This is a genomic window from Providencia sp. PROV040 (assembly GCF_032706145.1).
GTDB lineage: Bacteria > Pseudomonadota > Gammaproteobacteria > Enterobacterales > Enterobacteriaceae > Providencia > Providencia hangzhouensis.
Window position 1 is genome coordinate 1,509,416 of sequence record NZ_CP120530.1, and the last position, 14,971, is coordinate 1,524,386.

A 14,971-nucleotide genomic window follows, 5' to 3' on the forward strand; every position below is an offset into this window, starting at 1 on the left:
AATTAAACTATGTGGAAAAAGCTTCATCAACTTGCCATCCCAGTTAACCTTTACCGGTTATGTGGGCGTCTAATACCGTGGTTTATTATATTGAGTGTAATCTGTTTAGCGGTGGGATGGATTTGGGGATTTGGCTTTGCGCCAACCGATAAAGTCCAAAGCCAAAGTTATCGTATTATGTATATCCATGTTCCTGCCGCGATGTGGTCGATGGGCATTTATGCCACAATGGCAATTACTGCTTTTGTTGGTCTTGTCTGGCAAATGAAAGTCTCTGAATTGGCAATAGCGGCAATGGCACCGATAGGGGCGGTATTTACTTTTATTGCCTTGGTGACAGGTGCGACATGGGGTAAACCAATGTGGGGTGCATGGTGGGTATGGGATGCACGTTTAACCTCTGAACTAATTCTATTTTTTCTGTATGTGGGGATTATTGCTTTATGGCATGCTTTTGATGACCGCCGTACAGCAGGAAAGGCCGCTGCGATTTTAGTATTAATTGGTGTGATTAACTTACCTATCATTCATTATTCAGTTGAATGGTGGCAAACTTTGCATCAACCTTCGACGCGTATGCAAGAAAGTATCAACCCAGCTATGCGTACGCCACTACGTTTAGCTATCCTTGGTTACCTATTTCTCTTTATCTCATTAACGTTAATTCGTTTACGTAGTCAATTATTGTTATTAGAACGTAACCGTCCATGGGTATTAGATATTGTGAATAAAAAAGGACGTCAATCATGACTAGCGCATTTACATCTTGGAGTGAATTTTGGGCGATGGGCGGCTATGGTTTTTATGTATGGCTGGCGGTTGCACTGACATTAATACCTATTTTGTTACTCTGTTTGCATACATACATACAAAGAAAAATGATAATAAATGCAATTATTCAACAGCAAGCTCGTGAAGTAAGACAAAAAGCAGCAAGAACGCGTAGGGAGGGAGTGTGAATATTCGTCGTCGTAACCGACTTTGGTTGATCTGTTCCATATTAGTTGGGGTAGGGTTAACCCTCGCATTGATTCTCTACGCATTGCGCTCAAGTATTGACTTGTTTTATACCCCCGGTGAAATCATCTATGGTAAGCGAGAAACTCAGCAAATCCCTGAAGTTGGGCAACGCTTACGTGTCGGTGGCATGGTCATGCCAGGTAGTGTAGTACGTGATTCTGACCCAGTCTCTAATGCTGTCAATATCACTTTCACTGTTTATGATGCCGAAGGCGAAGTTAACGTAAGTTATCATGGAATTTTGCCTGACTTATTCAAAGAAGGGCAAGGTGTCGTTGTTCAAGGGGAGTTGCAGGAGAATAATCATATTTTAGCGAAAGAAGTGCTTGCTAAACATGATGAAAACTATACGCCACCAGAGGTTGAAAAGGCGATGCAAGAAAACCATCGCAGGCCAGCAGCTGCCTATAAGGATAATGCATCATGATCCCTGAAATTGGTAGCGTTTTACTGTGCTTGGCATTAGGTCTTGCCGTTTTGCTGTCTTTTTACCCGCTATGGGGGGTGGCACGCAATGATGCACGCTTGATGGCATCATCACGTCCATTAGCATGGTTACTTTTTCTCTGTGTAACAGGGGCATTCCTAGTATTAGTGAATGCCTTTGTTGTTAATGATTTCTCAGTCACGTATGTTGCCAATAACTCAAATACGCAATTACCTATTTGGTATCGTGTTGCGGCGACATGGGGAGCTCACGAAGGCTCATTATTACTTTGGGTATTATTAATGAGCGGCTGGACATTTGCGGTGGCAATTTGCAGTTACCGTATGCCTCTCGACATTGTTGCCCGTGTTTTAGCTGTTATGGGGATGGTTAGCGTTGGTTTTTTGCTGTTTATCATCTTTACTTCAAACCCATTTTCGCGCACGCTGCCTGCCTTTCCGATTGAAGGGCGTGACCTCAACCCATTACTACAAGACCCCGGGCTGATTTTCCACCCACCATTGTTATACATGGGCTATGTCGGCTTCTCTGTGGCATTTGCCTTTGCGATTGCGGCATTGTTAAGTGGCCGGTTAGACAGCTCTTTCACACGTTTTGCTCGCCCTTGGACGATGGCGGCATGGTTCTTTTTAACGTTAGGGATCATGTTAGGTTCTGCATGGGCTTATTATGAATTAGGCTGGGGCGGCTGGTGGTTCTGGGACCCGGTAGAGAATGCCTCCTTTATGCCATGGTTAGTGGGAACGGCATTGATCCACTCACTTTCCGTTACTGAACAGCGAGCCACGTTTAAAGCATGGTCACTATTATTGTCGATTTTTGCTTTCTCATTGTGTTTACTCGGGACTTTTTTAGTTCGCTCAGGGGTACTGGTTTCGGTACACGCCTTTGCCTCAGATCCATCTCGAGGGTTATTTATCTTAGCCTTCATGGTGATAGTGATTGGCGGCTCTTTACTGGTGTTTGCACTGCGTGGGCACAAGGTACGCTCAAGGGTTAACAATGCCTTATGGTCGCGTGAATCCATGTTATTGGGTAATAACGTTATCTTAACAGCAGCGATGCTAGTTGTGTTACTCGGTACATTGCTACCGTTAGTCCATAAACAAATTGGCCTGGGTACGATTTCCATTGGTGAACCGTTCTTTAATACCATGTTTATAGCATTGATGGTGCCATTTGCCTTGTTACTAGGAATTGGGCCACTTGTGCGTTGGGGACGTGACCGCCCTGCGGCTATCAAAAAGTTATTAATCATTGCAACGGTATTAACCGTTATTCTTTCTTTTGCCCTACCATTACTGATGGAAGATAGGGTAGAAGCGTTGACGGTTGTCGGCTTAATGATGGCGTGCTGGATAGCAATTCTTGCCTTCGCAGAAATGCGAGTCCGCATCAGTAAGAAAATCAAGCTCACGCCAAGTTACTGGGGAATGGTACTGGCGCATTTAGGTTTGGCGGTAACCATCGTCGGTATTGCCTTTAGCCAAAATTACAGTATTGAGCGTGATGTGAAAATGAAACCGGGTGATAGCATATCAATTCGTGCTTATACCTTTGTATTTAATGGCGTACGAGAGGCTGATGGCCCTAACTACCAAGGTGTCATTGGAAGTATTTCAGTGAAAGAGAAAGACAAAGTCATCGGTGTTTTAATGCCAGAAAAACGTTTTTATAGCGTTAGCCGAGCTGTTATGACCGAAGCGGCGATTGATGGTGGTTTTACTCGCGATTTATATGCTGCATTGGGTGAGGAAGTCGCTAAAGATACGTGGACTATGCGTTTGTATTATAAACCATTTGTTCGTTGGATCTGGTCTGGTGGCATATTAATGGCTATTGGTGCGTTATTTTGCTTGTTTGACCCACGTTATCGTCGCCGTAAATTACAAGGGGAAACAGCATGAACCGCAAAGTCTTCTTAATTCCTTTTATTATTTTTGCAGGAATCGCTGCGGTCCTGTTATGGCAATTGATGCGTAATGCAGAAGGGGATGATCCTCGTTTATTAGAATCCGCTTTAATTGGTAAGCCAGTGCCCGTTTTTCGCCTTGAATCACTAGAAAACCCCGGTCAGCACTACGAATCCGATGTATTAACACAAGGGCAACCTATCTTGTTGAATGTTTGGGCAACATGGTGCCCTACATGCCGTGCAGAACATCAATATTTGAATAAGTTGTCTGCACAGGGTGTTCGTGTGGTTGGGTTGAACTATAAAGATAAACGGGATAAAGCCATTGTGTGGTTGCGTGAGTTAGGCAACCCTTATGCCCTAAGCTTATTTGATGGTGAAGGTATGTTAGGCCTTGATTTAGGGGTATATGGTGCACCTGAAACGTTCTTAATTGATGGTAATGGTGTGATTCGTTATCGTCACGCAGGGGCAATGGACGAGCGCGTCTGGGAAAAAGAATTTAAACCCCTTTGGGAGCGCTATAATCAGGAGGCGAACCAATGAGGTATTTATTGGGTTTATTGATGTTAGCGTTAAGTGCAACGGTGACATATGCATCGACAGAAGTCTTTACTTTCGATAATGAACAGCAAGAGCAGCAATTTCGTAAATTAACCGAAGAGCTACGTTGCCCTAAATGCCAGAACAACAGCATTGCGGATTCTAATTCAATGATTGCACTGGACTTGCGCCAAAAAGTGTATGAGTTAATGAAAGAAGGCAAAAACCGTGATGAAATCGTTGATTACATGGTTGCACGTTATGGTTACTTCGTCACTTATAACCCACCACTGACGCCGCTAACGATTGTACTGTGGGGGTTACCGTTTGTTGCGATAGCGGTAGGCGGCTGGATCATCTTTGCCCGTTCTAAAAAACGCGTTAGATTAAAACAGGTTGAGCAGGGCGATGAGGAAGCATTACCTGAGGCCTCTCGCACTAGCAACTGGGTTTATTTACCCGGGTTTATCATTGCATTAGGTGTTGCGGGGGGGGCTTATTATCAGGTAGGTAGCTACGAGAAAGTGGCAGATTGGAATAATGCCTATCAACAAGCTCCCGCTTTGTTAGACAGAGCGCTAGACCCGTCTGAGCCACCACTCAATAATGCGGAAATGGAACACCTCGCTTTAGGTCTACGTACTCGCCTCCAGGAAGACCCGCAAAATGTAGAAGCGTGGGAAATGCTAGGCCGTATTGGTATGGTGTTGGGGAATGCTACCATGGCAACCGATGCCTATGGCCGTGCTTATCGACTAGCCCCTAAAAATGAAAATGTAGTGATGGGGTATGCGGAAGTTTTGACACGCTCTTCTGACCCAGAAGATAACCGTCAAGGTGCAGAGCTACTTAAAAAGCTGATTGCTGAAGACCGTACCAATGTGAAAGCATTAAGCATTTTTGCATTCAATGCATTTGAGCAAGAGCGTTATGCAGAGGCCATCTCGGCTTGGCAAATGATGTTAAAACTACTGCCTGAGAATGACCAACGTCGTCCTATTATCGAGCGTAGTGTTGAACAGGCACTGATGATGGTACACGAAAAGAAAGGGCTGCCAGCGGATAAGTAATTTTTTTCTCTAATCGCGTTATACAGGTGTTCTCCTGTATAACGCGACTCTTCAAAATATAAATCTACAGTTTGAATTGCTTCGGTTTATTAAAGAATATTGATACTAATTCTTTTAACATAGTTTGAGTTTATAACTAGATAAAAGGAAGCAATATGTCAACTCAACCAATGCGTAATTCTCATCTAACGAATATCCCTCATCCAATCATTTCAAATTTGAATCGACTTATATTAGATAAGGAAGTTAAAGCTAAGCTTGTGAATCAGCAGCAAAAATTAGGTCGATTTGTTGATAATATTAAACAAAAAAAACAGATTGACCTGACAGGGTCAAAAATTCCCATTCGGCTACCTACGTTAAGGCATGCCTATTCAGAACCTTCAAAGATTCATCAAAAAAATATATCAGGGGCATTGGTATTAAATCGTTCGAATTCGGAACCAAGCAATCTAGATCGCGTCCACAGAACGCCAGTTAAAAAGGGTGTGTTAGCGAGAACTCAACCAAATTACCAAATAAATCAGACACCAAGAAGTCTACAATATATTCAAAAAGCAAAAGACGACAAAATTGCTGCATATCAATCACTATCCGATACGACTAAAAGTTTTCTCAGAGAAAAACTCAGCTATAAAATTTTGGTAACCTTCAAAAAAGGGCTAGATGGTAAGGAAACAAAACAATTCATGGTTGCCTATGAAGAGTTCAGACAAGGCGTCAGCGATAAAGAAAAGGAGAAATATCAACAGAACAAATTGAGCGGTTTTACACCAGATAACCGATTTCAATTTACCAAAACGGTTTGGATTGAATTGGATAAACTCATATTAATTCCAACTAAAGAAGAGATAACTAAAATAGTGGCTAACACAAAATGGTCTCATCTAAATCGTTAGGTCTAGATGGTTTATAGATAAATAATTAGCTTATTATTTGCTTTAATTTCAGTCTATTGTCGTAAGGGTAGAGATTTAATCAATAGATTGATTTTTATTGGTAATTGTTTGTTTTTTAGTTCATTACATGTAGAGGTAGGTCCTACTTAACATTAATGGTGAAAATTAATAACATCCATCCTCCAAATAAGATACAATTTCGCGCTATAAAATTCGTACTCAGATGACGGAAAAACGTTGCACCTGCGCACTTCAATCAGACAATTTGCTGCCTACCTTGCATTATTGGCTGTGGCTATGCTGTTTATTGCTCCATTGTTCTCTAAATCGATGAGGCTGATGGAACACTGCGTGAGCCCTAGCTCTAATAGTGCAGTTGAGCATTTATCAATGGCAGACCAATCGATGCATTCGCATCATAGTATGCCAATGCCTGAAAATTGTGACGTTTCTACACCAATGAATCATATGTTAATGACGGGGATGGGGCAGTCTCCGATGGAAGACATTGCATGTGGTTACTGTCAGTTATTGGTCCACTTTCCATTTCTTATCTTATTTATTGCTGCGGTTATTCGACAACTCGCCACGCTGACTCTATTTGTTCCTTTTGAGCGCTACGTTCACATTTGGTTATTTAGACCATGGTCATTACATCTCGCTAGAGCCCCGCCTATTTACTGATGTCTTAGCATGATAAATCTTACAAATTAATTTAATTGCTATTTTTGCCTTTATTGTGCAAAGCGTTTTCGTTCATCTTGAATTTCTTTGATTTTTAAGAGGTTCACCCATGGGTGCTGAAAATGTATTTGCAAGCTAAGAGGCGAAAGCAGCGTACCTATATTCTAAGAAACAGGTAAAAAATGAACACACACGTTTTTAAAGTGGCTCCTATTGCAACGCTGGTTATTAGTGCGATTTTTACAGCGCCTACAGTCGCTAAAACTGAAATCAACCAAAGTCCAATCTCAAATAACTCAGTGATGATTGTTACTGCGCCAGTCGATTCACCATTGACTATTACGACATCCCCTAAAACACCAAGGCAGCCCGTCCCTGCGAGTGATGGTTCTGATTACCTTAAAACGATCCCAGGCTTTTCACAGATACGTAACGGTGGAACTAACGGAGATCCGGTTTTTCGTGGCATGTTTGGGTCTCGTTTGCGTATTTTAACCAATGATAGTGAAATGTTGGGTGCATGCCCTTCTCGTATGGATGCACCGACTTCTTATATTTCACCGGAAAACTTTGATGTATTAAATATGATTAAAGGGCCACAAACTGTTTTATGGGGGCCTGGGAATTCAGCAGGAACAATCCGGTTTGAGCGCGAAAAACCGCTATTTACTGAAGCAGGTATTAAAGGCAACGCAAGTGCCTTAACGGCATCTAATGAGCGTTGGGATGGTAATGCTGATATTAGCTTAGGTAATGAAACGGGTTATGTTCGTGTTATTGGTAATAAATCACGTTCAAATGATTATAAAGATGGCAATGGTGATAAGGTTCCCTCTAAATGGGATAAGTGGAACGCTGATATTGCTATCGGCTGGACGCCAGATGAATATACATTATTAGAATTAACCGCTGGTAAAGGCGACGGCGAAGCTCGTTATGCAGGGAGGGGAATGGATGGCTCTCAGTTTAAACGTGAAAGCTTAGGCTTACGCTTTGAAAAGAGTAATATCGGTGATGTTTTAGATAAAGTTGAAGCAAATGTTTACTACAATTACGCCGATCATATTATGGATAATTACTCGCTTCGTACTCCATCAGGCGGTGGAATGGGGGGCGGGCATATGGGGCATGGAGGCCACGGTATGATGAATATGCCAATGAAAATGCGAGTTGACCGTGAAACCATGGGCGGCCGTACCATGGGAACATGGTTATGGAAAGACTATGAACTGCGTGCAGGGGCTGACATGCAGACCAATAAACATCGTAAAAACAATAATAATAGCTGGAAAAAAGATGCACAGTTCCAAGATTATGGTGTCTTTAGTGAGCTAACTTGGCATGCGACTGAGCAAGGTAAAGTTGTTAGCGGGGCTCGTTTAGATCGTGTGATAGTTGAAAATAGTACAGGCGTAGGCTCTTCAGGGCGTAATACGGTGATGCCAGCGGGCTTTGCGCGTTATGAGCATTCTTTATCTGGTACACCTGTTATGGTATATGCTGGTGTCGGCTATACAGAACGTTTTCCTGATTATTGGGAGTTGTTTTCGCCTAAACTCGGACCAGATGGTAGCAATAATGTGTTTGATAAGCTAAAAACAGAAAAAACGACTCAGTTAGATATTGGTGCTAAATATAGCCATGAAGACACCAATGCATGGGTTTCTGCATATGTGGGGCGTGTTGATGATTTTATTCTCTTCCGTTATAGCGCGACAAACCCGCGAATGAGCCAAGTTGAAAATGTTGACGCATTAATTATGGGCGGAGAGCTCGGTATAGCACAGAAACTCAGTGATGAATGGAAAGCCGATGCAAGTCTTGCTTACTCTTGGGGAGAAAATCGTACAGATGGCAAAGCGTTACCGCAAATGCCACCATTGGAAAGCCGATTTGGCTTATCGTGGGAAAAAGGTGATTGGACTACGACAGGTTTAGTACGCGTTGTTAGCCGTCAAAATCGTGTTGCGATTAATGATGGTAATGTGGTGGGGAAAGATTTTAGCAAGAGTGCAGGTTTCACAATATTTTCATTAAATACAGCGTATAAAATTAATGAAAATATGAAATTAAGCGCAGGCGTTGATAACCTTTTTGATAAAACCTATAGCGAGCACCTTAATTTAGCTGGAAATAGCGGTTTTGGTTATTCATCCAATGTACCAGTGAATGAACCAGGGAGAAATTTCTGGGCAAAAATTAATGTGAGTTTTTAATTGTTAGGCTAGCATCCCATACAGTATTCGTATGGGGTGCTGCTAGTCGTTAAATAATAACAGGAATATAGTAATTTAGCTCTTGGATGAAATTGCGTGAATCATTAATGAATGCTTCATAAGTGGGTTTGGATTTTAGGACATATTGCTCTATATCAGGCCCTTTACCACGGACGATATCCATTTCAGCAAGTACCTTCCCATAAGCAGTATAAATAATATCATTGTAATCTATACCATGAAGGCTACTGGTGATCTTGATTTCTAAATAATTTCCTGCGGGTAACTGTAAGTTGGTTGTTTGCGGAAGTGCAATATCAACATCTTGTTCATCTAGAGCCGTGGTATATAGGAAATGGCCTTCTGCATTAGTACTTTGATCAACACCGTGAATGGCGTATAAATGCTGAGTGACATAATGGTTTTTATTGAAAAAATCCATCCAATAGTGTCGGCGTAGCTCATCCGTTTTTAGGTTCCACTCATTAATATCTTTAGTGTAACGATGTTTAGTTCCGAGTAAATTGATGGCTGGCAATTGAGTCAATTTAACTTGAACACTGAGCTCTTTATTCTCTCGTAGAGGTAAGCAAAACCCTTCAATTTTCCAACCCTGTCGTTTTCTGTATTCAGAAGGGGTCAGATTAAATTGTTTTTTAAACGCACGGCAAAAAGTTTGTTGTGAGTCAAAACGGTACCTCAGAGAAATATCCATTATGCTGTCATTTGTTAGCCGTAGTGCGACAGCAGAACAAGAAAGGCGCCTTGCTCGGATATAGGAACCAAGTGCGAGCCCTGTTTGGTTCTTAAACAGGCGCTGAAAGTGCCATTTGGTGTATCCTGATTTATCGGCAACAGTATCTAGGGATAGGCGAGATTCTAAATTTTGTTCTATCCAGAGAATGATTTCCCTGATAACACTTTCTTGTAGCATGATTATCCTTTCAGGTCTCTTTTACTTACCAACAAAATAACAAGCCATATAATATAGCAAGGTTATGGATTGTAAGTACTCATAGGTGCTCGTAATAGGATAGCATGCTAACTGACAATTTTATTAAAAAGATGTGAAGTTAAGTAAGTATTGGGCGGTGGAAACGTAGCTAGATTGCTTGGGTACACCTATTTAGCGTTTACATAATTTGTCTAATTTTTACGTATTGTGGTATAGACTGAAGGTAATGAACATGGCATAAATGCAGTGGAGTGAATTTTTTTACCGAAAATAGCCAGGTGTGATAATTAATTTTAGATATTCAGAATAAGAGCAGGTTAATGTAAGGCACTAATATGAAAAGGTGATTTAGCTTTATAGACTAATATGAAAATTTTTATATTTAATACCTAAATTTAATGTTGTTATTCGACTAATAAATAAAAAAAAGCGCCTTTTTTTATGATTGAAAAAAAATTTCTTTATTATAATTATGTTCTGGAAACTTATTGATACGCATGAATACAAATTGTCACGAATTTCTTAAGGTTATAACATTAAATCAGTCAAGATAATTTTATTAAATTGAAAATGTAAGTTAGAATTTTGGTTAAATTGAAAATGTAATTTTGAAGTCGTTGGCTTATTACAGTGTAGTTTTCTATACCTATTAGGTTATAAAAATAACGTGATCAGAATCACAGTTAAAAAGAAAACGATATAGCCATACATATCAGTATTTTATATGGTTGTTGTTTTTTAATTCATTAATAGATTGTCTTTAAATGACTTGTTTAGTTAGGGTTTTATTATTATAAGTCAATTTATAAATTTATGGTTGGTGATAGTTTACGCACCGGTTAATAATATTCATTTTAATATTTAATAGAGGTTATTATGGGGAAGGAAAACATTGCTAAAATGCTAGGGATAAAAATCCGAAAACAACGAGAAAATCATAAGATATCGATAGAACGAATGGCGAGTTTAATTGGTGTAACAGAAGAAGAAATGAGTCGATTTGAGACTGGAGAAAGTTGTATTGATGTCGATTCACTATTTCAATTTGCTTATCTTTTCAATGTTGATCCCGCTTCTTTTTTATATGGCGTTGTCAATGTGAATAGTGGCACATGTAGTTCAATACACTGATTATAAGTAATTTTAGAATGTAACATTAAGCGGTATAGTATTGTTATACCATTCGTGATTATAATAATATTAACTGTTACTATCAGAATTATCTTTATATTTTGTAATAATCAAATATATCCATAAGTATTTAGCTGTTTTATTACTATATCTGTTAGTTTATTGGCGCGACTCCATTGATTAATTTTGGCTAGTTTTGTGTTGCTACCGAGTCTTAAAACAAATTGGTCGAGTTGCTCTACAATAAAATTATTTTGATTAATCTCTTGATATGTTTCATTAAAAGAGAATTTTTCCTTTATCTCATATCGGTTATTACATTGTTTTAATGACAGTTTGTCTAAAATCTTCCCCGTATTGAAAAAGATTTCAAATGAAACCAATAAACCGTTTTCTTGGCGTAAATTAATCATCAATACATCGCCATCGGTTCTTTTAGTAAAGGGATGTGAGTATTGAATAGCGGGGGATGAAAGGACAAAATCAGGCATCAAGGATAACAATAATTCTATGTTTTTTGTGATGGTGTTTCGTAGTATATTGAATGGTAATTGATTTTCAGTTTCTATTATTCGGTGCGCTGTGATACGCAATAACCCTGTTTCGGTACCACGTTTAGACATTAAAGACGCTTTTATTTGATTGAACTGGTTATCAAAGCTAAGAGGTTGGTTATAATCAATCAATACATCATGGCGCATTGCTTGCTTTAATACCTCCTTCAATTCGTTTTCACTAAAGTTGGGGATATCATTCAATAGGATATCTTTTCCGGCAGATACCGCAGTCTGAATTGCAAATCTTAGTAACTCATCACTGCAAGTGGATGTCATTATAATACAGTCAACGTCATCATTATTGATCAACTCTTCTATCTTTTTCTTTTGACACATAAAGTAAGTCATAGAAGGTAGAGATGGAGACAAATGGCAAATTGACTTTAGCTCACTATGATGAGCGCAGCATTTTATCGCATTTATATAAAGTTGGTTATAAGGTGCAGTGCCGATTAAACCAATACCAGAGCGATTAAGTGACGTGACAGAATGCTGCTCTTCAAGTAAACGAAGGTGGCCGAGTAAATAAAGAAAGTGTGTATTTAACATGCTTAGCCCTTATTCTTGGTTTATCTAACACGAGATATAATCCCAACATAGCAGGGTGAAATAATAATTTCATTTCATTGTCTTTTTAGAATTTGTATTTTCTGATGAGACTCACAAATTAAAGAAAAAAATGAAACTTAATTAGTTTTTAATAATGACGTCTACGTTAATTAGAGAAAGGACTGGAAGAGGCTCTGAATCAATGGAGGTGTTTAATTACAGAGCCATATATCTTAGACTAAGCTGCTGCCCTGACGGTAGGCTAATGCAACGGTCAGTGATTGTGCTAAACATAAGGTGGCTGATTGCGAACGAAATGCATCTACTTGGGCTTCTTTGATAACAAAACAAACATCGCTAAAACTTGCCAAAGGGCTAATTTGGCTGTCAGTAATAACGATTTGCTGCGCACCTGCTTGGGCCGCCTTCTCACTTACCATGACAGTTTCCGAGGCGTAAGGCGTGAAACTGATTGAAATAACGACGTCATTTTCACTGATCCTGCTGATCTGCTCCTTGAACATTCCGCCAAGCCCATCAATAAGTACTGGGCGACATTCCAAATGGCTAAGAGCGTAACTTAAATACGTTGCAACGCTGAATGAGCGACGCAAACCGATAATATAGATATTTTGTGCATTTGCTAATAACGATACGGCTTTTTCGATATCTTCAGCAGGGGTTCTGGCTGCCATTTGTTGTAAAGCTTGGGCGTTAGAATGAGCGAACTCCTTCAAAATTTGGGAAGGGTCATCTCCCAGTTCTTGGGAGCCGTCCATTTCACGAAACATGCGGGCTCTATCTGTGTAGCTGGCCGTTTCTTCAACGAGGTTCATACGAAACAATTGTTTCATTTCATTAAACCCACTGAAATTAAACGCATTTGCAAAGCGGATTAGAGTCGAAGGCGGAACCTTAGCCTCTTTCGCAATGACGGCAACTGTATCAAATGCGACACTATTCGTATTATCTAACACATAGCGTGCTACTTGCTGTAGCCGTTTACTTAATTCGTCATACCTTGAGCGAACTTGCTCTTGAAACTCATTTAAATTTGATGCACTTGACATATACCCTCCAGAATTTGGCTCTAATTGTAGTTGTTTTACGGCGTTAGTCGAATCTTTTTGAAACACTTAGTTCATATTTAAAAATTTTCTTTTTTTAGGATCTTAAAATAATTTGAATTTGGGATAATAAATTGAACAGCTTACATCAATTTGTTCTCTTATTTTCTTGATGGAAAGAAAGCCATGTTTAGCCCAATACAAAGGAAAAATAGCCAATAAATAAGTGATGGACATAAGTTTAAAATAGGTGTTTTTTAGCCGCGATTAAAAATTTCATAAAAACTTTGTCTAGATCACATAAATTGAATGTTATTTCAAATTTAGTTGTAAATGAAACAAATATTTCATATACATTGAGTAACAAGGTAACTCTGTCAGCTAAAGAGAGGCAACATGGAACAGATTCATAATTTCATTGGTGGTGAGATAGTATCCAGCAAAAGTGGGCGTTTTGCACCGGTATTCAACCCAGCAACGGGTGAGCAAATTGCTCAGGTTGTACTTAGCAGTGCCGATGAAACAAAAAAAGCAATTGAGATTGCGAATAAAGCATTCCCTAAGTGGTCAAAACTTTCCCCTTTGAAACGTTCCCGGATCTTATTCAAATTTAAAGCATTGCTGGAAGAGAATATGGATGAACTGGCTCGTTTAATTTCAAGAGAACATGGTAAAGTTTTTTCTGATGCGGTAGGTGAATTAACTCGTGGTTTGGAAGTCGTTGAATTTGCATGTGGTATCCCTCACTTACAAAAAGGTGAGCACTCAGCCAATGTTGCTACCGGTGTTGATAGCCACTCATTAATGCAACCTCTGGGGGTATGTGCGGGAATTACACCATTTAATTTCCCAGCAATGGTACCGATGTGGATGTTCCCAGTGGCTATTGCAACAGGCAATACCTTTGTTTTAAAACCATCAGAAAAAGACCCTTCTTTAGCATTAGGATTAGCTAAATTATTAAAAGAAGCAGGTTTACCTGATGGCGTATTTAACGTTGTTCAAGGGGACAAAGAATCTGTCGATGTGCTCTTAACCGCGCCAGAAGTCCAAGCCGTTAGTTTTGTTGGTTCAACACCTATTGCTGAATATATTTACACGACGGCATCTGCTCATGGCAAACGCTGTCAAGCACTCGGTGGTGCAAAAAACCATTGTATTTTAATGCCGGATGCGGACATGGGGCAGGCGGCTAATGCCATTATGGGCGCGGCATTTGGTGCAGCGGGCGAACGTTGTATGGCATTATCTGTAGTCTTAGCCGTCGGTGATGAAACAGCAGATGCGCTCATTGCTATCCTGAAAGGTCAAATTGCTAAAATGTCCGTCGGGCCTGGTATTACGCAAGGCAAAGAAAATGATATGGGTCCCGTCATTTCAGCACAGCACAAAGCTAAAATCTGTGACTATATTACTAGCGGTGAAAAACAAGGTGCGACGTTATTAGTTGATGGCCGTGATTTTAAAGTGAAAGGCTTCGAAAATGGTTATTTTGTAGGACCAACATTATTTGATAATGTCACTCCTGAGATGGACATCTATAAAGAAGAAATTTTTGGGCCTGTCTTAGCCGTAGTGCGTGTTCCAGACTTCGAAACGGGTTTGAAACTAATTAACCAACATGAATATGGAAATGGAACGGCTATTTTCACCCGTGATGGTGAAACGGCTCGTGAATTCCAAGAAAATGTCCAAGCTGGAATGGTTGGGATCAACATACCGATTCCAGTACCGATGGCATTCCACAGTTTTGGTGGTTGGAAACGTTCTATTTTTGGTCCATTAAATGTACATGGAAATGATGGTGTTCGCTTCTATACTCGCATGAAAACAGTCACTAGCCGTTGGCCTGCAAGTGTTCGCTTAGAACACCATGAAAGTAGTTTCACAATGCCTACCATGGAATAAATGGAGACC

14 protein-coding genes are annotated in these 14,971 nt (G+C 40.0%); 11 read left to right on the top strand and 3 right to left on the bottom strand.

Annotated elements, in window-relative coordinates; all coding sequences use genetic code 11:
* The first annotated feature begins 9 nt into the window (after positions 1-9).
* From P3L40_RS06840 to P3L40_RS06880, 9 genes are all read left to right on the top strand, one after another.
* The gene (locus P3L40_RS06840) at positions 10-750 is read left to right on the top strand and encodes a heme ABC transporter permease (RefSeq protein WP_004262222.1); all 741 of its coding nucleotides are present in this window, start codon (positions 10-12) and stop codon (positions 748-750) included.
* Positions 747-959 (top strand): heme exporter protein CcmD, encoded by a 213-nt coding sequence (ccmD, locus tag P3L40_RS06845; RefSeq protein WP_196731642.1) that lies wholly within the window; start codon positions 747-749, stop codon positions 957-959. Before P3L40_RS06840 ends, ccmD begins: the two co-directional genes overlap by 4 nt.
* Positions 956-1,447, top strand: a complete 492-nt coding sequence (gene ccmE / locus P3L40_RS06850) for a cytochrome c maturation protein CcmE (protein WP_004913345.1) — start codon at positions 956-958, stop codon at positions 1,445-1,447. The genes ccmD and ccmE overlap by 4 nt, the downstream gene beginning before the upstream one ends.
* Positions 1,444-3,375, top strand: coding sequence for a heme lyase CcmF/NrfE family subunit (locus P3L40_RS06855; RefSeq protein WP_004262209.1), 1,932 nt, complete (start codon positions 1,444-1,446; stop codon positions 3,373-3,375). The genes ccmE and P3L40_RS06855 overlap by 4 nt, the downstream gene beginning before the upstream one ends.
* The gene (gene dsbE / locus P3L40_RS06860; RefSeq protein WP_004262204.1) at positions 3,372-3,929 is read left to right on the top strand and encodes a thiol:disulfide interchange protein DsbE; all 558 of its coding nucleotides are present in this window, start codon (positions 3,372-3,374) and stop codon (positions 3,927-3,929) included. The genes P3L40_RS06855 and dsbE overlap by 4 nt, the downstream gene beginning before the upstream one ends.
* Positions 3,926-4,996 (top strand): cytochrome c-type biogenesis protein CcmH, encoded by a 1,071-nt coding sequence (locus P3L40_RS06865; protein ID WP_136134525.1) that lies wholly within the window; start codon positions 3,926-3,928, stop codon positions 4,994-4,996. The genes dsbE and P3L40_RS06865 overlap by 4 nt, the downstream gene beginning before the upstream one ends.
* Positions 4,997-5,151: 155 nt before the next feature.
* Complete coding sequence (locus P3L40_RS06870; protein ID WP_136134526.1) at positions 5,152-5,895, top strand: hypothetical protein; 744 nt, start codon at positions 5,152-5,154, stop codon at positions 5,893-5,895.
* A 237-nt stretch (positions 5,896-6,132) separates the two neighbouring features.
* On the top strand, positions 6,133-6,579 hold the full coding sequence (locus tag P3L40_RS06875) for a DUF2946 domain-containing protein (RefSeq protein WP_036958478.1): 447 nt from the start codon (positions 6,133-6,135) through the stop codon (positions 6,577-6,579).
* A gap of 182 nt (positions 6,580-6,761) precedes the next feature.
* Positions 6,762-8,795, top strand: a complete 2,034-nt coding sequence (locus P3L40_RS06880; RefSeq protein WP_210852404.1) for a TonB-dependent copper receptor — start codon at positions 6,762-6,764, stop codon at positions 8,793-8,795.
* A 49-nt stretch (positions 8,796-8,844) separates the two neighbouring features.
* Here the strand turns inward: P3L40_RS06880 and P3L40_RS06885 are convergent, their stop codons facing one another.
* On the bottom strand, positions 8,845-9,729 hold the full coding sequence (locus P3L40_RS06885) for a helix-turn-helix domain-containing protein (RefSeq protein ID WP_004262166.1): 885 nt from the start codon (positions 9,727-9,729) through the stop codon (positions 8,845-8,847).
* A gap of 897 nt (positions 9,730-10,626) precedes the next feature.
* Here P3L40_RS06885 and P3L40_RS06890 point away from each other — a divergent pair.
* Positions 10,627-10,881: a helix-turn-helix domain-containing protein gene (locus tag P3L40_RS06890; protein WP_004262164.1), complete on the top strand. Its 255-nt coding sequence runs from the start codon at positions 10,627-10,629 to the stop codon at positions 10,879-10,881.
* Positions 10,882-10,991: 110 nt separating this feature from the next.
* On the opposite strand, the gene P3L40_RS06895 is transcribed toward P3L40_RS06890, so the two are convergent.
* Both P3L40_RS06895 and P3L40_RS06900 read right to left on the bottom strand, forming a co-directional pair.
* Positions 10,992-11,987 (bottom strand): hypothetical protein, encoded by a 996-nt coding sequence (locus P3L40_RS06895; RefSeq protein ID WP_228676973.1) that lies wholly within the window; start codon positions 11,985-11,987, stop codon positions 10,992-10,994.
* Positions 11,988-12,220: 233 nt separating this feature from the next.
* Positions 12,221-13,057: a MurR/RpiR family transcriptional regulator gene (locus P3L40_RS06900; protein WP_036958475.1), complete on the bottom strand. Its 837-nt coding sequence runs from the start codon at positions 13,055-13,057 to the stop codon at positions 12,221-12,223.
* A 393-nt stretch (positions 13,058-13,450) separates the two neighbouring features.
* Between P3L40_RS06900 and P3L40_RS06905 the strand changes: the two genes are divergently transcribed.
* Positions 13,451-14,962: a CoA-acylating methylmalonate-semialdehyde dehydrogenase gene (locus P3L40_RS06905; protein ID WP_112307318.1), complete on the top strand. Its 1,512-nt coding sequence runs from the start codon at positions 13,451-13,453 to the stop codon at positions 14,960-14,962.
* Positions 14,963-14,971: the final 9 nt, after the last annotated feature.

What these genes read in the sequence shown, in the direction of transcription:
- P3L40_RS06840 (WP_004262222.1), top strand. Translation starts at nt 10, where the DNA reads ATGTGGAAAAAGCTTCATCAACTTGCCATCCCAGTTAACCTTTACCGG.
- ccmD (WP_196731642.1), top strand. Translation starts at nt 747, where the DNA reads ATGACTAGCGCATTTACATCTTGGAGTGAATTTTGGGCGATGGGCGGC.
- P3L40_RS06855 (WP_004262209.1), top strand. Translation starts at nt 1,444, where the DNA reads ATGATCCCTGAAATTGGTAGCGTTTTACTGTGCTTGGCATTAGGTCTT.
- dsbE (WP_004262204.1), top strand. Translation starts at nt 3,372, where the DNA reads ATGAACCGCAAAGTCTTCTTAATTCCTTTTATTATTTTTGCAGGAATC.
- P3L40_RS06865 (WP_136134525.1), top strand. Translation starts at nt 3,926, where the DNA reads ATGAGGTATTTATTGGGTTTATTGATGTTAGCGTTAAGTGCAACGGTG.
- P3L40_RS06870 (WP_136134526.1), top strand. Translation starts at nt 5,152, where the DNA reads ATGTCAACTCAACCAATGCGTAATTCTCATCTAACGAATATCCCTCAT.
- P3L40_RS06880 (WP_210852404.1), top strand. Translation starts at nt 6,762, where the DNA reads ATGAACACACACGTTTTTAAAGTGGCTCCTATTGCAACGCTGGTTATT.
- P3L40_RS06885 (WP_004262166.1), bottom strand. Translation starts at nt 9,729, where the DNA reads ATGCTACAAGAAAGTGTTATCAGGGAAATCATTCTCTGGATAGAACAA.
- P3L40_RS06890 (WP_004262164.1), top strand. Translation starts at nt 10,627, where the DNA reads ATGGGGAAGGAAAACATTGCTAAAATGCTAGGGATAAAAATCCGAAAA.
- P3L40_RS06895 (WP_228676973.1), bottom strand. Translation starts at nt 11,987, where the DNA reads ATGTTAAATACACACTTTCTTTATTTACTCGGCCACCTTCGTTTACTT.
- P3L40_RS06900 (WP_036958475.1), bottom strand. Translation starts at nt 13,057, where the DNA reads ATGTCAAGTGCATCAAATTTAAATGAGTTTCAAGAGCAAGTTCGCTCA.
- P3L40_RS06905 (WP_112307318.1), top strand. Translation starts at nt 13,451, where the DNA reads ATGGAACAGATTCATAATTTCATTGGTGGTGAGATAGTATCCAGCAAA.